We start from the raw sequence: 19,956 nt of genomic DNA on the forward strand, positions 1-19,956 counted from the left end.
AATGTTATAATGTAAGCGTTGATAAGAAAAAAATAGGAGAAAACTTATGAAAAAAATATTAAGTTTCGACATTGACAACACACTCAATGAACCAAAAATGCCGATTTTCCCTGAGATGGCTGAATTGTTGGCTACTTTGTCTCAAAAATATATCATTGCACCAATTTCTGGTCAAAAATATGATCAATTTTTGATTCAAATTATTAATAATTTGCCTGAATCTGCAAATCTGGATAATTTCCATTTGTTTGTTGCCCAAGGGACTCAATATTATGCTCACAAAGATGGCGAATGGAAACAGGTCTTCAATTACGCTTTGACTGATGAACAAGCTAACGCAATTATGGGTGCACTTGAAAAAGCTGCTAAAGAGCTTGGACATTGGGATGAATCTGTTCTTGCCCCTGGTGATGAAATTAATGAAAATCGTGAATCGATGATTGCTTACTCAGCAATCGGTCAAAAAGCTGGTGTTGAAGCTAAACAAGCTTGGGACCCAGACATGACAAAACGTAATGAAATTGCTAAATTGGCTAGCCAATATGCTCCAGAATTTGAATTTGAAGTTGCTGGAACAACAACTATTAACGGTTTTGTTCCAGGTCAAAATAAAGAATTTGGGATGAATCATTTGATGGAAGAACTTAATGTTACTAAAGAAGAAATTCTTTACTTTGGTGACATGACTCAACCTGGCGGAAATGATTACCCTGTTGTTCAAATGGGAATTGAAACAATCACTGTTCGTGACTGGAAAGAAACTGCAGCTATTCTAAAAGCAATTATTGCGATGGAAGAAGCTTAATTTTCCACTGATAAAAAGCTGTCACTACTGACAGCTTTTTTCTTTTGCTGACAGAAAATATTATTGAAGATTTTAAACTACAGAATGGCTTTTCATCCTTTAGTCCTATTGAAATTCATCTGAATTTTAGGTAGAATAGATGAGTATGTTTAATTTATAGAAGGTGAACTTATATTGAAAAATTTGAAAAAGAAATTAACATTGACTGGTTTAATGACAGCCGGATTGTTATTCCTATCTGGCTGTGTTCAAACACACGTTGTTGATGGAGTCCGCGTTCCAACCGAAGCAGCTACTCATGGAATTACCTATAATTTTTTGGTTCGTCCAATGTCTGCTTTTGTTGACTTATTCGCTAATAACTTGCACATGGGTTATGGTTGGGGAATTATTTTTGTTACTCTGATTATCCGTTTTCTCATCTTGCCTTTAGGTTTGAATCAAGCCTACAAATCAACTTATATGCAAGAAAAAATGGCTTATCTTGCTCCTGTATTTGCTCCTTTGCAAGAACGACTCAAAAAAGCACAAACTCCTGAAGAAAAAATGGCAGCTCAACAAGCATTGATGGCAGCCCAAAAAGATAATGGAATTAACATGCTTTCATCAATTGGTTGCTTACCAATGTTGATTCAATGGCCTTTCTTTATCGCTCTTTATAATGCTGCAGCCTATACAACGGGAATTTCAAGTTCAACATTTTATGGGATTCCTTTAGGACATCCAAGTGTGGTCTTGGTTATTATCTCTGGGGTGCTTTACTTCATCCAAACCTGGATTTCAACTTTGTCAATGACCCCTGAACAAAAGAAATCAGGAATGGCAATGTTGATTATGAGTCCGGCAATGATTGTTGTCTTCTCATTCATGTCACCTGCTGGAGTAGCACTTTATTGGGCAGTTGGTGGTTTTGTTATTGTTATCCAACAAATCATCATTACCTTCATCATGAAACCAAGAATGCGCCGTCGTATTGATGAAGAATTTACAAAAAATCCTCCAAAAATCAATAATGAAGGTCTCAAAGATGTTACACCTACTTCTGTTCAAGAAAATTTCAAAGAAATCACAAGTGAACGCAATGAAAAGGAACGTAAATCTGGCGGACGAAATGCTGGTAAACAAAATCGTAAGTAATTTTTACTGACAAGATATAAAAAAATAAAAAGTCACTGATAAAATTTCTGTCAGTGATTTTTTTATTTATTGAATCTATAATTTCTAGTTCAGATTAAAATGAGAGTTCTGTCAGTAACTTTTCTTATATATTATAGCGTGTATGCTTAAAAAATATCAACATTCCTCCAGTAAGAATAATTAAAAGATAAGTCACAAATAGCACTAAAATAAATAAAGGAGAGATTTGGGTCATTGAAAGAGGTGGCACACCTAGATGATTACCAAATGGTGCAAAAATATTTAATGTCATATTACTCCAATCGAAGCAACCAGTATTTGGTAAGATAAATAAATAAATCATAAAAGCACTCCCTATCAGGTTTGCTCGTTTACTGGCTAAAGTTAACGCAAAACACATCATTGCTAATGCTAATCCAATCATAAAGCTAAAAAATAGTAAATAAAAACTATCTGAATTAATAAGGGGATACAATGATTGCCCATATTCTCCAGCATTTTCAGACTTAAAGAATAAGTGTAAAATTTCACCAGAACAAGCTGCCAAACTAAAAATAAGCAAATACATTACAATTAATGATACAACTAATCCAACAGATTTTCCTAATAAAATTATCTTCCAACTCTGTTGCCCAAGTCTCCTTTTGAAGGTTCCAAATTTATAATCATAGTTTGCAACAAGTACTCCAAAGAAACCAGCAAGTAAAGAAATAATTGTCATACCATAAGATTTAAATATGAATTGTGGAAATCCCACAAAACTGATTGCTTGGTTGGCTTGATTTAATTGCTCATAATCATAGCGAGTGGCATTATTAAGTATAGATTGATTGCCATTATTAGAAATAGAATAATCTTTATGGATATTTTTTTGAAAATTAATATCTGATTGTTTGTCCTCCACAAAAAGACTCTCAGCTCCTTTTAAATTAAGGCTTGCTTGGAATGTGCCTAAAATCAATAAACCGATCGCAAATTGTAAAATGAAGTTAGCCACCTTGAGTCAAGCAAAAAACATCTGAATCTCTTATACTAGAAGTTCGACCAAATAGTATAAAAAGGAAATTCAGATGCAAGACTATTCTATCACAAGCCAGAGCAAAGGGAAACACCTGACCAATCAAGACCGTTTAAACATTGAACGTTGGCACAATAAAGAAGGACTGAGCAACCGTGAGATTGCGCGCTTATTGAATAAAGCTCATGGGACGATTGACAGAGAGATGAAGCGAGGGGAAATCCAGCTCAAGCGGAAGGTAAAATACTCTGCTAAAAAGGCTCAAGAAAATTATGAAGGATTGAGGGCTCACAGTGTTCGTCCGAGTAAACTCACGACTGAGATTGATTGTTATGTGAGTACACGTCTTAAAGAAGACAAGGACTCTTTGGAAGTCATTCATCAGGCTCTAAAAGGAGTTTCTCTGAGCAGCCTCTACAATTGGGTCAACTGGGGCTGGTTAGAAGCCAAGCGTCATCATCTTTTCTATCCGCAGTATAAGGCGGCAAAGAAAATCAAACCTCGTGCGCCAAAGCATCCTTTTGGCAAGTCTATTGAAGAACGGCCTGAGTTCATTAACAATCGCTTAGAAGTGGGGCATTACGAGATTGACACGGTCATTCTTACGAGAGCTAAGAACAAGGTGCTTTTGACGCTCACAGAGCGAAAATACCGCACGGAGATCATTCGCTTGATTGATGGGAAAACAGCACAGGCGGTCAATGATGAGCTGGTGGAACTTCAAAAAAGTTATGACTTCAAATCCATTACCCCTGACAATGGCCATGAATTTGCAAGGCTCTCTGAGGTCGTAAGCTGTCCAGTTTACTATGCACACGCCTACGCGAGCTTTGAGCGAGGGACGAATGAAAACCATAACCGAATGATTCGTAGGCATCTGCCAAAAGGCACAACAAAGACGACCCCTGAAGAAGTCGCCGCTATCGAGTATTGGATGAACCATTATCCAAGAAAAATGTTCAACTATAAGAGTTCATATGAGATGAGCTTGGCTGGCTAACTTGGACTTGCAATTTGCGATCAATAAACCGATTATTATTCCAGAAATTACTAGATAAATTTTGGATTTGGTAAGATAGAAAAGTTCTTTAATTAAAGTTACTTTCATAAATTTTTTTCAAACCTCCTTTATCCACCTTTAAAATTTTTTTATTTTTTATCACATATAAATCATCAATAATCTCTTCATAAAACTCAAATTGATGACCTGTTAATAAAATAATTTTCTCGTTTTTTGACCTGATAAGGTCTTCCTTAAGAATATTTAAACTCTCATAATCCAATCCGTTTGTCACTTCATCCATCATCGTTAAAGAAGGTTCTAATAAGTTCCATATAATCAATGATAATCTTTTCCCTTCACCAAGAGAATAGGTTGATACCCGTTTTGACAGTCTTTCTTCTGAAAGATACCGTTGAGCTCTCTTTTTAATTGTCAATTTAGAATATCTAAAATTTGTAAAAAAAAGAATATTGTCCATTCCAGTTAGATTTTTATAGAGTTCTAAATTATCAAATAGGACATATGTATCATTATTTTTAGCTGAATTATTTATAAGGCCTTGGCTCGCATGCAGACTTCCTAAAATAAGTTTCAATAGTGTTGTCTTCCCTCTACCGTTTGGTGCCATAATAAACGAGATTTTACCCTCTGCGAAAGAAACCGTTGTATTCTCAAAAATATTTTGTGTTTTGAAATTAAAAGATAAATTTTGAATGTCAATTTCCATTTATTCTCCTTTATAAAAAATATGTACACAACTAAATTTTAATCATGTACATATTTTCACTAATATTATCAATTAAATGTAGAATAGGTCCATTGACCATTTCCAAGAATAGTTGTCCGTATATACTTATTAAAACTAACTCCCACATGTCCAAATTTTCCAGCATTTATACCTGAGCCCACAGTATATTTTCCTTGATAAATTCGTCCCCAAGAACCATTTTTATTAATAAGTGAAATTCCATTTTGAGTGACCCAGTTTGTCGGAGTAAAGCTATGAGCACTCTGAAAAGCTGTAGCTGTACTAATCGCTTTTCCATTATACTGAAAATAGACACGATCCGCCATTGTGATAATATTTAAAACAGAAATAGAAGCATTAGTTGTTTTAGTTGCCGCATTTACAGCCGGACTTAGAGCACCTGATATTCCCAGGGTGACTGCGAGAGTTACAAGAGTTTTCTTCATGAGTTTCATATTTATACCTTCATATTAAATAATTAAATTGACATTTCTTCTTTAATCCAATTTTTCTACAAAAGCAAGAGATAATCCACTATATTCAAAAATATTCTGGATAATAACAATCATTCGTCAAAACAATGATAGCGCTTTAAATGATTTGCTTCAATATATTTTTTGTTAACATTAAGTTTCTTTTGTGTTACTTGAAGTCAAAAAAATACTGATTATTTTTATCAATCTCGATAAAAATAATCAGTATTTTTCTCTTTATTCTTATGTTAAATGAACACCTTTATCAACATAAACGATATCACCAATGACACCTGAGGCAAGTGGGCTAACAAGGAAAGCGGCAGTTTGACCCACTTCATCAATTGTTACACCAACACCATCAGCTGTACGGCTGTCAGATTCTTTAATCAAATCTTTGTAACCTGAAACTCCAGAAACCGCAAGTGTTTTAATTGCTCCTGCAGAAATTCCGTTCACATGAACACCTACATGTGCCATTTCAGCAGCAAGATAACGAACTGTAGATTCAAGAGCTGCTTTAGCAATTCCCATAACATTGTAGTTAGGAATGGCACGAACTGAACCCATGTAAGTCAAAGTTACGATACCAGAACCTTTTTTAAGCAATGGTTTTGCTGCTTTAGCAACAGCAAGCAAGCTGTAAGCTGAAATATCTTGAGCAAGGGCATAACCATCGCGAGAGATATCTGTAACATTCCCACCAAGCTCTTCTTTTTTAGAGTAAGCAATGGCATGAACAAGTCCGTCAATTTTACCGACACGTGCCTCAATTGTACCAAAAGCACGGCGAATAGATTCATCAGAAGTTACATCACATTCAATGAGCAAATCTTCTGGTTCAGCCAATTTAGCTAATTGTTTTTCCATTCGTTCATTTTGGTAAGTATAAATTAATGTTGCACCTTGATCTTTCATTGCTTTAGCACAGCCCCAAGCAATAGATTTATTGTTAGCAACACCCATGATAACAATTTTTTTACCTTCTAAAAACATAAATAAAATAAGTCCTTTTCTTTAAAATAATCAGGTTTAAGCGACTAGCAAATAAAAAAAAATAAATTTAATCACTTTACCTTTACAAGTCATATAAAAAAGTTGACACTCTCACAAGAAATTGATAATATTAATTGTAAAAGGTTTTGTATATCAAAATACTTGATACATAAAATTTTAACTTAAAAATGTTGAACTGTCAAGTTAGAGTGATGGCTCTTTTTCCCTGATTACTCGGGCTTTTCATTAATTTTTAATAAGAAAAGGAATAAAAAATGACTAAAAAATACGCTATGACTGCTACAGAAGTGATGGAAGTTATTCCGAACCGCTATCCTATCATGTTTATTGACTACGTTGATGAAATTTCTGAAAATAAAATTGTTGCAACGAAAAATGTAACGATTAACGAAGAAGTTTTTAATGGACATTTCCCTGGTAATCCAACTTTCCCTGGTGTTTTGATTCTTGAATCACTCGCTCAAGCTGGTTCAATTTTGATTCTCAAAAAAGAAGAATTTCAAGGAAAAATGGCTTATATTGGTGGAATTGATAAAGCAAAATTCCGTCAAAAAGTCACTCCTGGTGATGTAATGAAACTTGAATTTGAAATTACAAAATTCCGTGGAAAAGTAGGAACTGCTGATGCCGCAGCTTATGTTGATGGTAAAAAAGTAACCACTTGTCAGTTCACTTTCATCGTTGATGAAGCAGCTGAACAAACAAACTAAAAAAAATTTACTGACAGTCTTTGTCAGTAAATTTTTTTATTATATACAGGATTTGTCAGTAAATATCTTAACTCTCCTGCATTTTTTTAATAAAGGATTGTAAAATTTCAATATGTTCTTCCAACTTTTCAAGAATAATAGATTCATTTGCAATGTGGCATTGTTCATGCTGTCCTGGTCCAAAAACAACCGTTCTAATCCCAACATTTTCAAAAAATCCTTGATCATTAGAACCCGAAGCTGCCGTTGTTTTCGCGCCAGATAAGTTTGTCAGTAACTGAATGAATGGAGCTTGATTATCGGTCAAAGTTGATAAAACAGGTGTCACAATATCTTCATGAGTAAAATGATACTGCACAGCTAACTCACTCATGACTTGCTCAAATACCTCTTCCAATTCAGGAGTTAAACGACAGTCAACCACGAGTTCAGCGAAGTCGGCTGTTTTATTAGGAGAATTTTCATCCCCAGAGAGAATTGATGTCACTACAAAAGTTGGCAAACCAAGCTGACTATTTTTGTAAATTTTCAAGTCTTCAACGATTTGCTCAATATTTTCTAGAAAATAAGTAACCGCCCCTAAAGCGCTTTGCTGAAAATGTTCTTGTACCGAAGCATGACCAGCCTTCCCAGAAAAATGTAGCTTCATAAAATGACTTCCACGTTGCCCAATATAAATCTTCTCTAAATCAGTTGGTTCTGCAATAATGCAACAAGCTGAGTCATAGCTCCAATTTTCACTAAAATAACGAGCAAAATCTTCTGAACCCTTACCATCAAGTTCTTCGTTAGCCGTCCCCACGACCCAAATATCTTGACTTAAATCTTTACCAATAAAACTTGCAGCAGCAAGTAAGTTTCCAACATCGCCACCTTTCATATCACTCGCACCAAGTCCAAAGAGTTTTCCCTCTTCTACTCTTGCATCGGTAGGCGAAAATTTCCAGTCAGCTAAATGACCTGAAACGACAGTATCAACATGCCCAGTTAAGATAATGGCTTCTTTTTTTTGTTCTTTTTTACCTTTTGCTTTAATTTGTCCGGCGACAAAAGTTTCTTTGCGAATAACAAAATCAAATTGCTTCTCAATAAACCATTTTTCAAGAAATATTAAAATCTCTTCTTCATTTCCTGAACTTGACGGAATATTAACCAAACTTTTTAATAAGTCTACAGCTTTTTCCATAAATTTCCACCAAACTATTTATTATTTTCAGAAAGCGTGTAGTTCTTTTGAATATCTTTATTAATTTGTCCGTTCTTCAATTCTTCTTTAATGACAGAATTGACAACCTTTGTTAATTCATCTGAACCTTTAGGAAGTGCAACCGCTGAACCATAACTATCTTTTGGCGTTTTTACATCCACATTAGCAATCGCTAAATCTGAATTAGCTGCGACATAACTCTTAGCAATAAGGTTTTCAATCACGGCTCCTTGTACTTGTCCTCCTTTGACTTCATTGATTTCATCGCCAATTTGTGGCAAGGCAATCTCTGTTGCTCCTTTGAATTGACTGGTTACAATTCCTTCTTGAGTTGACCCTTTTTGTGCCGCTACTTTTTTACCTTTGAAATCATCTACTGAACGATATTTACTTAAATCAGATTTTTTTACAACTAAATAATTACTTGCTGTATAATATACATCTGAGAAATTGACAGATTTTTCACGACTAGGTTCTTTTGAAATGCCCGAAATCGCAATATCTGCTTTTCCTGTATTTAAACTAGCTAAAACATTGTTAAAGTCCATGCTTTCAATTTTCACTTTAACCCCTAGTTTTTTACCAATAGCATTGGCCAAATCAACATCAGAACCCACGACTGTATTCTTACCATCTTTAATAATTTGGAATTCAAAGGGTGGATAATCTGGAGATAAAGCAACTTTCAATACGCCAGCTTTTTTTACTTTATCCACTTGATTAGTAGCCGATTTTCCATTTCCACAAGCTGCTAATGTTGCTACTGCGGCCAAACCGACCATTCCCAATGCTAATTTTTTCATCTTCTTGTTCATCCTTAAACCTCTTTTATAAATAGAATAAGTATAATTATACATTTTAAAATTATTTTGTCAAGAATTTTTGCATATTTATATTATAATTATTTAATAAACAAAGATTTTTAGATAAAAACTGTACTTTTATACTTGATTCAAAATAAAAATTCACTCAATGAGTGAATTTTTATTAATTATTAATCAATCCATTGCACGTAATTCTAATACCATATCACGTAACTGAGCAGCTCCTTCAAAGTCGAGGGCGCTAGCCGCTTGTTGCATTTCTTTTTCAAGTTTTTTGACTAATGCTTTACGTTCTTTCTTAGTCATCGCACTTGCATCAACTTCTTCAATCTCACCAGAATCAGTTTTCTTAGTAATGGCAATCAAATCACGAATTTCTTTTTTGATCGTTTGAGGTGTGATTCCATGTTCTTCATTATAAGCCATTTGAATTTCACGCCGACGGGCTGTTTCATCCATCGCATGTTTCATTGAACGCGTTATTTTATACTTTTGACCCTCGTATTCTGTATAATAACCACTATCTAAGATTTCTTTATCCACAGGATCATTTTCATCAAGGGCTTTAGCCATATCAGAATAAAGAATAACATGACCTTCACTATTACGTGCTGCACGACCAATGGTCTGAATCAAGCCACGCTCATTACGTAAAAATCCTTCTTTATCAGCATCCAAAATCGCGACTAAAGAAACTTCTGGCACGTCAATCCCTTCGCGAAGCAGATTTATTCCCACCAGAACATCAAAGACTCCTAAACGCAAATCCCGAATAATTTCGGTTCGTTCTAATGTTTTGATATCCGAGTGCATATATTTAACTTTTATCCCCATTTCCTTGAAATAGGCAGTTAAATCTTCTGACATCTTTTTAGTCAAAGTCGTGACGAATACTCGTTCGTTTTTCTCAGCTCGTTTATGAATTTCACCAACTAAATCATCGATTTGTCCCATCATTGGTCGAACTTCTACGACAGGATCTAATAGACCTGTTGGACGAATAATTTGTTCAACAATGGTATCGGTCTGCTCCATCTCATAATCCCCAGGGGTTGCTGAAACATAAACAATTTGATGCACATGACTTTCAAATTCTTCTCTTTTTAAAGGACGGTTATCGAGGGCTGAAGGCAGGCGGAATCCATAATTACAAAGCATTTCTTTACGGGCTCTGTCACCGTTATACATTCCTTTTACTTGCCCCATTGTCATGTGTGATTCATCAATCATAATCATGAAATCATCAGGAAAGAAATCAAGTAAAGTATACGGAGGTTCGCCTTCCTCGCGCCCATCCATATGACGTGAATAGTTTTCGACCCCATTACAATAACCCATTTCACGGAGCATTTCGATATCGTAGTTGGTTCTTTGTTCTAAACGTTGAGCCTCAAGAAGTTTTCCTTCTGAGCGGAAAACTTTTAATTGTTCTTCTAATTCTGCTTCTATCTTGGCAATTGATTCTTCCATACGGTCATCATTTGTCATGAAATGTGTCGCTGGGAAAATTGCCAAATGGTCTACTTCACCTAAAACTTGTCCGGTCAAAACTTCAATTTCACGGATACGGTCAATTTCATCACCGAAAAATTCAACACGAAAGGCATGTTCATCACGAGAGGCTGGAAAAACTTCTACAACATCCCCGCGAACTCGGAAACAGCCCCGTTGAAAGTCAATATCATTTCGCTCAAATTGAATTCCTACCAAATCATTTAAAAGTTGGTCACGAGAAATTTCTTGACCTGGGCGCAATGAAACCACCGAATCTTGATACTCTTTGGGTGAACCCAATCCATAAATACAAGAAACTGAGGCCACAACAATCACATCATTACGTTCCAATAAGCTTGAGGTCGCACTATGACGCAATTTATCAATTTCATCATTGACCGAACTGTCTTTTTCAATATAGGTGTCAGAACTTGGAACATAGGCTTCGGGTTGATAATAATCATAGTAGGATACGAAATACTCGACTGCATTATTTGGAAAAAACTCTTTAAATTCACTGTATAATTGACCAGCCAGTGTTTTATTATGAGCCATAACAAGAGTAGGTTTACCTGTCCGTGCAATCACTTGACTCATGGTGTAAGTTTTCCCTGTTCCTGTTGCTCCACGTAAAATTTGAGCTTTTTCCCCATTCTCAATATTATCTACTAACTCAGCAATCGCCTCACCTTGGTCACCGGCTGGCTCATATTTTGAAACAAGTTCAAATTTATTATCTGTTATTCTTTCTATAGCCATTCTTTTTCCTTTAATTCTTTTCTATTATCTTTGAAAAATAATCTAATGCTTGATGATAAACATCATTTTTAAAGCCAAAATCCATTTTACGAATTTCAGAAAGTCCTAAAAATTGATAAGTTGAAAATTCAATTTCTTCAGGATGGCTTTCAAGATTAATTTTTGCTTCTTCATGCAATCGGACAAGAAAATAATGTTGTTCTTGGCCAGCATAAGTCCAAGTTGGAAATTTCATCTCTTTAGGAAAATCATATTTTAAAGTTCCTGGATATTGTCCAATGATTTCAAACTCTTTTGTGCCAATTTCTTCTGAGAGTTCTCGAATAATGGCTGTCTCTGGTTTTTCACCAGCTTCAATTCCACCTTGTGGGAAGCCCCAGCTCATCCCATCTGCTCGTTTACCTAGCCAAATTTTGTTTTCTTTATTGAGAATAATGGCTGCAACATTTTGTCTGTATTCTTTCATTTTTATCCTCTTTTTAGTATTAGGTTTACTGAATTCTATAGATGTAAAATTTGTCTTATTATTAATCTTCTAATACAATTTTACCATTTTCATCGCTAAAAATATGCTATAATTAATCTATATTCAAAAAAAGATAAGGAAGTTTTATTAATAATGAATCGTGATGAAATTCAAGCAAATTTAATCAAAGCAAGTCACATGATTAGCATGGACGATATTATTCGTGAAGGTTATCCAACTTTACGTGAAGTGGCAAATGATGTAACCTTGCCATTGTCAGATGAAGACATTATCTTAGGAGAAAAAATGTTGCAATTCTTACATAATTCTCAAGATCCTGTCATGGCTGAAAAAATGGGACTCCGTGGTGGAGTTGGACTTGCAGCAAACCAACTTGGCTTGCTCAAAAAAGTCATTGCCGTTTTGATTCCAAATGAACCTGAAGTTGATGAAGATGGAAATGAAATTCCACCTAAAGAAGCTTACAAAATGCGCGAAATCATGTATAATGCAAAAGTGGTTAGTCACTCTGTTCAAGATGCGGCTGTTGAAGGTGGCGAAGGTTGTCTTTCTGTTGACCGTGAAGTTCCAGGTTACGTCGTTCGCCATGCTCGTGTAACTGTGGAATACTACAACAAGGAAGGCGAAAAGAAAAAAATTCGCTTAAAAGATTTCCCAGCAATTTGTGTTCAACATGAGATTGATCACACTAATGGTGTTATGTTCTATGACCACATCAATATGAATGACCCTTGGGAAATTAAAGACGGTATGATTATTGTTAAATAATCGCCAAATTTACTGATGAATTTATGAATAGAAAAATTACTGACAGAATTTCCGTCAGTAATTTTTTATTTCATTTTCTACTTTTTAATTCTTGTCAGTAAAAGTTACTGACAAGTTTTTAGAAAATGATAAAAGTAAATTATTATTTAGCAATTTTTGCAAAATATTCAAGAGTACGAATTAATTGAGCAGTGAAACTCATTTCATTATCATACCAAGCAGCTGTTTTAACTAATTGTCCACCGTCTTTTAGGTCAGTCACTTCAGTTAATGTAGCATCAAAAAGTGAACCGTAAGCCATACCAATAATATCAGATGAAACAATTTCATCAACATTATAGCCAAAGCTTTCATCAGCGGCAGCTTTCATTGCTTCATTGATTTCGTCAACTGTAACGTGTTTTTCAAGTACAGTAACAAGTTCGGTAATTGAGCCTGTTGGAGTTGAAACACGTTGAGCATGACCTTTCATCAAACCAGAAAGTTCAGGCAAAACAAGACCAATTGCTTTAGCCGCTCCACTTGATGCTGGAACAATGTTTTCGGCAGCAGCACGCGCACGATGGAAGTCTCCGCCACGATGTGGACCATCAAGGGTCATTTGGTCACCAGTATAAGAGTGAACAGTAGTCATTGTTCCACCTTTAACACCAAAGTTTTTATTTAAGGCATCGGCCATTGGTGCTAAACTATTTGTAGTACAAGAACCGGCAGAAATAACTGTTTCAGTTCCGTCAAGAATTGTGTGGTTTGTATTGAAGACAACAGTTTTAACATCATTTCCACCAGGTGCCGTAATCAAAACTTTCTTAGCTCCACCAGGATGCAAATGTTTTTCAGCTTTTTCTTTAGTCGCAAAGAAACCTGTGGCTTCAAGCACAATTTCAACACCAGAATCAGCCCATTGAATGTCTTCCGGATTACGTTCAGCCGTAACTTTCACAAATTTTCCGTTGACATCAAAACCATCTTCTTTGACTTCAACAGTCCCTTTAAAACGACCTTGAGTTGTATCATATTTTAGCAAATGTGCAAGCATTGCTGGGTCTGTCAAATCGTTGATATGCGCAACTTCAACTCCTTCGACTTCTTGAATTCGACGTAATGCCAAACGTCCAATACGACCAAAACCGTTAATACCAACTTTAACTACCATGATGTAGTCCTCCGTTTTTTTATTTAGATGATGAGATTCTTCTCTTTTTTTGCTATAATAGAAATAAATAATTATAGCTATTAGAGATATCTCTTATCTCTAATATAAATGATACTACTTTTTTACCCTAGTGTCAATCTTTTTTAATTTAAAATGTTTAAGGAGCTTCATCATGAAATTATCATCTGGTTGGGAACAATCTGTTTATGTATTACTTATTTTGGCACGACTTCCTGAAAATCGGACCATGTCATCAATTGCACTTGCCAATCGTCTCAAAGTTTCGCCTTCATATCTCAAAAAAATTATTAAATCTTTAGTTGATGAGGGCCTTTTACGCTCTACTCCAGGGAAAAATGGCGGTTTTTCACTCAATAAAGACCTTCATGATATTAGTTTTTACGATGTCTTTTTGGCCATAGAAGGACGGGGTCGAATTTTTCAAAGTCAAGGTCTTTTGCAAAATTTTATTGGTTCAGAGTCTGGCAAAGCAAAGCGTTGTGCCATTACAAGCGCTCTTGATGAAATTGAAAATACACTTGTCAGAACACTATCAAATGTTTCACTAGCCCAAGTTGCTGACGAAACTCAATATAATTATAATCTTGGTTATCTTGATGAGTGGATTGATGAAATGGATTAAAGAATTTACTGACAGAGCTGCAATTCATTACGAACAATGAAGTTACAAATAGAAAAATTACTGACGAGATTCACGTCAGTTCAATGCGACCAAGGGGAGCATTGAAGTTGGGGATAAAAAAAATTGCTGACAAGATTCATGTCAGTTCAATGCGACTACGGGGAGCATTGAAGTTGTAGATAGAAAAATTGCTGACGAGATTCACGTCAGTTCAATGCGACCAAGGGGAGCATTGAAGTTGGGGATAGAAAAAATTGCTGACAAGATTCATGTCAGTTCAATGCGACTACGGAGAGCATTGAAGTTGTAGATAGAAAAATTGCTGACAAGATTCATGTCAGCAATTTTTCATTATTTCATTATTTCTTTATTTCATTATTTTATTTTTTCTATCACTAAAAATTTTACTGACAGACATTTTTTATTCAGCAGGAACTTCTTCATCAGTCGTTTCTGCTGTTTCTTGAGCTTGATTAGAGATAACAATTTTATCATCAATCAAATCAGCAACCAATTCTTTGTATTCAGGGTGTTCAATATAGAAGTCAGCAATTGAATCTTCGATATTTTCTTGAATTGTTCTACGAAGTGGTCTAGCACCCATTGCTGGATTGTAACCTAAATCAACTAATTTTTCTTTTGCTGCTTGAGTGACACTAAGATGAATATCATTACGTCCAATTTGTTCGTTGACTTCATCAAGCATCAAATCAACAATTTTAAGGAGATTTTCTTTGCTCAAAGCAGAGAATTCAATTATTCCGTCAAAACGGTTCATGAATTCAGGGCTAAAGAAATCGCCAAGCTGACCAAGCACTGATTTAGTTCGTCCCTCACGAGCAGCACCAAATCCGACAGAGGCTTCAACTTTACCAGTTCCGGCATTAGAAGTCATAATAATCAAACTATCTTTAAAGGATACTGTCCGTCCTTGTGCGTCTGTCAGACGTCCATCTTCAAGAATTTGCAAGAACATGTGCATCACATCTGGATGTGCTTTTTCGATTTCATCTAATAAAATCAAACTGTAGGGATTACGACGAACACGTTCAGTCAATTGACCAGCTTCTTCATAACCCACATATCCTGGAGGGGCTCCAATCAATTTGGCCACCGAATGTTTTTCCATGTATTCCGACATGTCAAAACGAATCATACTTTCACTTGAGCCAAATAATTCTTTAGCCAATTGTTTAGCAAGTTCTGTTTTACCAACACCTGTTGGACCAACGAAAAGGAAAGAACCAATTGGACGATTAGGTTTACCAAGTCCCACACGAGAACGACGGATAGCTTTAGCAATCTTATCCACTGCTTCATCCTGACCAATCACATGTGCTTTCAAATCATCAGCCAAATTAATCAATTGGGTTTGTTCTTTTTCTTTCAAATCACCAACTGGAATATGTGTTTTTTGCTCAACAATTTGTTCAATATCTTTTTCAGTGATGACAGGAATTTCATCATCTGAAACTTCATGATTTTGTAATTCACGAAGTTTAGTGATTTGGTCACGGAAATGAGCGGCTTTTTCAAAATCTTCAGCCTGTGTTGCTTCATTTTTCTTCGTTTCTGCATCCGCAATCCGACGATTAATATCTTCAGGATCAACAAATTTCAAGGTTAGATTTTTCTTAGAACCAGACTCATCCAAAAGGTCAATGGCTTTATCTGGTAAGAAACGGTCTTGAATGTAACGATTTGACAAATGAGCGGCTGCTTCAATAGCCTCATCAGTGTATTTCACGTGATGATAATCTTCATAACGTGCTTGAATGCCTCGCAAAATAGTAATTGTTTCATCAACTGATGGTTCATCGACTTTAACTGGTTGCATCCGGCGTTCAAGCGCAGCATCTTTTTCAATGATGCGATATTCATTGAGCGTTGTTGCTCCGACCAATTGAAGCTCACCACGCGCAAGCGCAGGTTTTAGGATATTTCCTGCATCCATATTGCCATCACCGGCAGAACCAGCACCAACAATTTCATGAATTTCATCAATAAACATAATCACATCATTACGTTTTCTGATTTCATCCATTAATTTTTGCATCCGTTCTTCAAATTGTCCACGAATTCCTGTTCCTTGAACAAGAGAAACAACATCAAGACGAATCACTTCTTTATTTTGTAGTTTTTGCGGCACATCTCCGTCCACAATTTTTTGCGCTAAACCTTCAACAACTGCTGTTTTACCAACACCAGGTTCACCAATTAATACAGGATTATTCTTAGTCCTACGATTTAAAATCTCAATGACACGTTTAATTTCTTCATCACGCCCAATCACTGGGTCAATTTCGCCACGACGAGCTGACTCTGTGATGTTAATTCCAAATTCTTCTAACATTCCTTTAGGTTGTTTTGCCCGAGGATTTTGTGGACCGCGCGGACCACGTCCACCTGTTTGTGTTGGTGGAGTTTGAGTGCTTGCTGCTCCATTAAAATCTTGACCGTGCAAAGCACTAAAGATATCATTAAATGGATTAAATGGTTCATCAGAATTTCCATTTGAGGCATTTCCTGCGCCAAATAAAGCTTCTTGACCGCCAGATTTCATAATTTGATAACAGTTTTGGCACAAATCAATTTGTTTTTTCTGACCATTTACACTTGTGTAAAGGTGAATCGTCGCTTCATTAATATTACAATTTTGACAAAGCATCGCTTTCCTCCTCTTAATTCTCAGTAATTAATTTTAAACTAATTTTCCCTTCACAGTTTGGAAGGATTCAATCTAAAATCAGGACCAACTTCGATGTAAAGTTTTTTATATTTGAAATTTTTTGTGGTGATGACTAGAACTCGCTCATTATTTCGGACATCCCAAAACTCATTTTCACCGTTTTCTCTGAACCAACCGCCATAGTACCAAGCGTTAGTTCCTGCTACTTTTTTATAGAATTTTGGTTTTTTCATATCAGATACAAGTTGAACAGATTCCAAATTTTCCGGGTCAATCTTGATATGTTTTCTTAAAGAAAGAACTTTTCTTGCTCCTCTAAGTTCAATATCAATGCCACCATTTTTTTCAAAATAGACAGTAGTCGTCATTTTCTCTCCTTATTTATAATCTAAGTGATAACGGTTACTTTTATTTTACATCAAATTTAAAAAATCAATAAATCATTTCTCCCTTTTAAAATAAAAAGTTTGACCATATTTGACCATTGATAAATTTATTATAATCATTTTAGGAAAATTTAGCAAGTCTTTTGAACTTTATAAATAAATTTTTAATAAAAAATACTGACAAAGCTGTCAGTAGAGCCAAAATATAATATAAAAAATTTAGCTTTTCCTTCTAGGTTTGTCAGTAATTTTTTATTTTGTCAGCTAGCCTGCATCATCAATTTTCTTATATAATCGATTTTGATGAACCAAGATATAAATTGAAGCAAGAATGGCAATGCCGGCAAAAATATAAACAATGATATTTCCTGCTGACCAGCCGTATGCTTGAACAAGCCAACCAATAACCAGAGTTGCTGTCACTTCACCAATAATGTACTGACAGAACCCCATCGTACCCGTTGACATTCCATTGGCAAATTTTGGGACAGCTTCATTGACCATCAGCCCGACAATTGTTGCTGGAGCATAAATGAAAGTTCCCATAATTAATAACACAATAATAATCATAGTATGATTGGTCGCTGCAAAATAAGTAATCAGACAGGCAAGCATTGCAATCAATGAAACCAAAACCATAATGGCCCGACGACCTTTAAGTAAATCAGTGATAAATCCGATGATAATAACCCCAGGTACAGCTGCAAGTTCAAAAATTCCTGTCAGCCATTTTGCTGTTGAATTATCAAATCCTTTGATATTAACCAGATAGTTTGGAATCCAACTCATAATTCCATAACGAACGACATAGATTGACAATGAGGTCAAAATGACCGCCCACACGAGTTTATTTTTGACAATGTATTCAAAAAATATTTTAAAAACATTGTCATTAGAAACATCGCCTTCAACAATTTCTCCGTCTTTAATGACCACTTTGTCGCCAGAATATTCTTCAATTGTCGGTAATCCTTTCGTCGTTGGACGGTCAGAACCCAGAAATAAAACGATAATAGCAATGACAATCGAAACAATTGATGCTGTCCAAAAACTCCATTGAAGCGAAGCGCCGAAAAAGAAAGCAGATAAATTAATGACAGCCACACACATGAAAGCTCCAGCATTATGAGCTGATGACCAGATTGAAAATGCTGTCCCACGCGCCATAATCGAACCTTTTGCTTTTCGGCCAAACCATAAACCGACTAAACGCTGACAAGCCGCAGCTCCCATACCTTGCATAACCGAGTTAAGCAACATCAGAAAGACTATCATCCCAAAACTTTGGGTTGTTCCATAAAGCGCATTGATAATCGCTGACACAATCAATCCTGTTGCCACATAACGGTTTGGATTGGCCCGGTCAGCTAATGTTCCCATAATAAGCTTTGAAATTCCATAGCCAATCCCAAACATGGAGAGAATTGTCCCAATTTGTCCCATCGAAAAACCATAAGCCTTGGAAATATCATTTTGTTGAACGGTAAAGATCAATCGAATAATATAATAACCAATATAAACGAATGCCGTCGAAATTAAAACTCGAGTTTGCCACATTTTATACAATCGGGGAACTTTTTCCTCTGATATTTTTTGCTCCGCATCTGGAGCGGGTTTTAAGAATCCAAACATTTCGAATCCCCTTTCATTTTGATGAATTAATTATAACCCACTCCTATTTGAAATAAATTCCTGATTAAGCCATAATTTCAGGAATTTATTTTTAAATCAAAAAAATTTACTGACAGAATATAATCGTCAGCTTACATTACAATCTGTCAGTAAATCTCTAGCACTCAAACAATTGCACCATATTCTTTATACTGTTTGTAAAGTTGGATTAAAAGGTGAATAATTAATTCTAAGGGGAGCATATTATTATAATCAACAAGGATTTTCCCTGACATGTTCTTTTGATAAGCAAGCAAAAGCAAATCACTTTGTTCAACCAGCCTACTCCTATAGTTACCAGTAATAGCTAAAACCTTTTTTCCATCTCTTTTGGCCTTCTGTGCTGTTGCCACAATCAAATCTGTTTCACCTGATAAGCTAAGACCAATTACAAATGTATTTCTAGGCAATTTTTCAAGATATGCTTGCATATTATCTTGATATAAGCTGACAGCTTTAACATCTAAAAATTGCAAATCTCTCGCAAATGAGTCAGCTATCCGAACAGATAATCCTCTTGAAATAATCACGACTGAAGCTGCATGAAAAATATTTTCAACAACTTTAGCTAAGTTTTCACTCTCTAGCAGCCTTACTGTCATTAATAATTCTTCAATATTTTCAGAGACAACTTGATTTGCATCTTTTGTCAGCCCATAAATCCAATCATGTCTATTTAATTTTTGTTTTTCCATATTTTTGTATTCAGAAAAACCAGAAAAATTTTTCTTTTTCAAAGTTCGAATAATTGATGAAGGACTGACATGGGCAGATTCAGCAATTTGAGCAACCGTCATTTGAATTATTTTTGCTTTATTTTCTTCTAAATAATTCCAAATATAAATTTCGACACTAGTTAAATGGTTCATAAAACTCCTCTGAATAAAAAATAATTTTATATAATACAAACTGAATCATAATACATACTATCTCTAAAAAATATAAAAAAACTTACTGACAG

The 19,956-nt window shown here is 35.3% G+C and carries 19 protein-coding genes; 6 read left to right on the plus strand and 13 right to left on the minus strand.

What is annotated here, in order from left to right; translation table 11 throughout:
- The first annotated feature begins 46 nt into the window (after window positions 1–46).
- On the plus strand, window positions 47–805 hold the full coding sequence (locus MHB61_RS06060) for an HAD-IIB family hydrolase (protein ID WP_003130508.1): 759 nt from the start codon (window positions 47–49) through the stop codon (window positions 803–805).
- A 174-nt stretch (window positions 806–979) separates the two neighbouring features.
- Window positions 980–1,942 carry a membrane protein insertase YidC gene (yidC, locus tag MHB61_RS06065; RefSeq protein ID WP_003130506.1) on the plus strand — a complete coding sequence of 321 codons (963 nt, stop codon included), beginning with the start codon at window positions 980–982 and terminating at the stop codon, window positions 1,940–1,942.
- 124 nt (window positions 1,943–2,066) lie between these two features.
- Here yidC and MHB61_RS06070 read toward each other — a convergent pair whose 3' ends face one another.
- The gene (locus MHB61_RS06070; RefSeq protein ID WP_262652132.1) at window positions 2,067–2,939 is read right to left on the minus strand and encodes an ABC transporter permease; all 873 of its coding nucleotides are present in this window, start codon (window positions 2,937–2,939) and stop codon (window positions 2,067–2,069) included.
- 73 nt (window positions 2,940–3,012) lie between these two features.
- Here MHB61_RS06070 and MHB61_RS06075 point away from each other — a divergent pair, with 73 nt between their 5' ends.
- Complete coding sequence (locus tag MHB61_RS06075) at window positions 3,013–3,960, plus strand: IS30 family transposase (RefSeq protein ID WP_003130410.1); 948 nt, start codon at window positions 3,013–3,015, stop codon at window positions 3,958–3,960.
- 88 nt (window positions 3,961–4,048) lie between these two features.
- Here the strand turns inward: MHB61_RS06075 and MHB61_RS06080 are convergent, their stop codons facing one another.
- The 3 genes from MHB61_RS06080 to fabI all read right to left on the minus strand — a co-directional run bounded on the left by MHB61_RS06080 (window position 4,049) and on the right by fabI (window position 6,180).
- Window positions 4,049–4,690, minus strand: coding sequence for an ATP-binding cassette domain-containing protein (locus tag MHB61_RS06080; protein WP_003130502.1), 642 nt, complete (start codon window positions 4,688–4,690; stop codon window positions 4,049–4,051).
- A 68-nt stretch (window positions 4,691–4,758) separates the two neighbouring features.
- Window positions 4,759–5,166 carry a hypothetical protein gene (locus tag MHB61_RS06085; protein WP_003130500.1) on the minus strand — a complete coding sequence of 136 codons (408 nt, stop codon included), beginning with the start codon at window positions 5,164–5,166 and terminating at the stop codon, window positions 4,759–4,761.
- 261 nt (window positions 5,167–5,427) lie between these two features.
- Entirely contained in the window at window positions 5,428–6,180 is a 753-nt protein-coding gene (gene fabI / locus MHB61_RS06090; RefSeq protein WP_012897290.1) for an enoyl-ACP reductase FabI, read from the minus strand.
- A gap of 275 nt (window positions 6,181–6,455) precedes the next feature.
- Between fabI and fabZ the strand changes: the two genes are divergently transcribed.
- Window positions 6,456–6,911 carry a 3-hydroxyacyl-ACP dehydratase FabZ gene (gene fabZ / locus MHB61_RS06095; RefSeq protein ID WP_003130498.1) on the plus strand — a complete coding sequence of 152 codons (456 nt, stop codon included), beginning with the start codon at window positions 6,456–6,458 and terminating at the stop codon, window positions 6,909–6,911.
- A 67-nt stretch (window positions 6,912–6,978) separates the two neighbouring features.
- On the opposite strand, the gene MHB61_RS06100 is transcribed toward fabZ, so the two are convergent.
- From MHB61_RS06100 to MHB61_RS06115, 4 genes are all read right to left on the minus strand, one after another.
- Window positions 6,979–8,097 (minus strand): M20 family metallopeptidase, encoded by a 1,119-nt coding sequence (locus MHB61_RS06100; RefSeq protein ID WP_003130809.1) that lies wholly within the window; start codon window positions 8,095–8,097, stop codon window positions 6,979–6,981.
- A 14-nt stretch (window positions 8,098–8,111) separates the two neighbouring features.
- Complete coding sequence (locus tag MHB61_RS06105) at window positions 8,112–8,921, minus strand: ABC transporter substrate-binding protein (RefSeq protein ID WP_010905441.1); 810 nt, start codon at window positions 8,919–8,921, stop codon at window positions 8,112–8,114.
- A 195-nt stretch (window positions 8,922–9,116) separates the two neighbouring features.
- Window positions 9,117–11,195, minus strand: a complete 2,079-nt coding sequence (uvrB, locus tag MHB61_RS06110) for an excinuclease ABC subunit UvrB (protein ID WP_003130812.1) — start codon at window positions 11,193–11,195, stop codon at window positions 9,117–9,119.
- Window positions 11,196–11,205: 10 nt separating this feature from the next.
- Complete coding sequence (locus MHB61_RS06115) at window positions 11,206–11,667, minus strand: RNA pyrophosphohydrolase (protein WP_306171264.1); 462 nt, start codon at window positions 11,665–11,667, stop codon at window positions 11,206–11,208.
- Window positions 11,668–11,814: 147 nt separating this feature from the next.
- On the opposite strand from MHB61_RS06115, the gene def reads away from it, so the two are divergent.
- Complete coding sequence (def, locus tag MHB61_RS06120) at window positions 11,815–12,450, plus strand: peptide deformylase (protein ID WP_003130816.1); 636 nt, start codon at window positions 11,815–11,817, stop codon at window positions 12,448–12,450.
- A gap of 142 nt (window positions 12,451–12,592) precedes the next feature.
- On the opposite strand, the gene gap is transcribed toward def, so the two are convergent.
- Entirely contained in the window at window positions 12,593–13,606 is a 1,014-nt protein-coding gene (gap, locus tag MHB61_RS06125) for a type I glyceraldehyde-3-phosphate dehydrogenase (protein WP_137016502.1), read from the minus strand.
- A gap of 172 nt (window positions 13,607–13,778) precedes the next feature.
- Here gap and MHB61_RS06130 point away from each other — a divergent pair, with 172 nt between their 5' ends.
- Entirely contained in the window at window positions 13,779–14,249 is a 471-nt protein-coding gene (locus MHB61_RS06130; RefSeq protein ID WP_003130820.1) for an Rrf2 family transcriptional regulator, read from the plus strand.
- A 421-nt stretch (window positions 14,250–14,670) separates the two neighbouring features.
- On the opposite strand, the gene MHB61_RS06135 is transcribed toward MHB61_RS06130, so the two are convergent.
- The 4 genes from MHB61_RS06135 to MHB61_RS06150 form a co-directional block, all read right to left on the minus strand.
- On the minus strand, window positions 14,671–16,917 hold the full coding sequence (locus MHB61_RS06135) for an ATP-dependent Clp protease ATP-binding subunit (protein WP_003130823.1): 2,247 nt from the start codon (window positions 16,915–16,917) through the stop codon (window positions 14,671–14,673).
- 50 nt (window positions 16,918–16,967) lie between these two features.
- Entirely contained in the window at window positions 16,968–17,306 is a 339-nt protein-coding gene (locus tag MHB61_RS06140) for a hypothetical protein (protein ID WP_003130824.1), read from the minus strand.
- Between the two features lie 282 nt (window positions 17,307–17,588).
- On the minus strand, window positions 17,589–18,956 hold the full coding sequence (locus MHB61_RS06145; RefSeq protein WP_170959162.1) for an MFS transporter: 1,368 nt from the start codon (window positions 18,954–18,956) through the stop codon (window positions 17,589–17,591).
- A gap of 164 nt (window positions 18,957–19,120) precedes the next feature.
- Entirely contained in the window at window positions 19,121–19,864 is a 744-nt protein-coding gene (locus MHB61_RS06150; protein WP_137016500.1) for a MurR/RpiR family transcriptional regulator, read from the minus strand.
- Window positions 19,865–19,956 lie beyond the last annotated feature (92 nt).

Origin of the sequence: Lactococcus sp. FSL K6-0773, assembly GCF_038006485.1 — a bacterium.
Lineage (GTDB): Bacteria > Bacillota > Bacilli > Lactobacillales > Streptococcaceae > Lactococcus > Lactococcus lactis.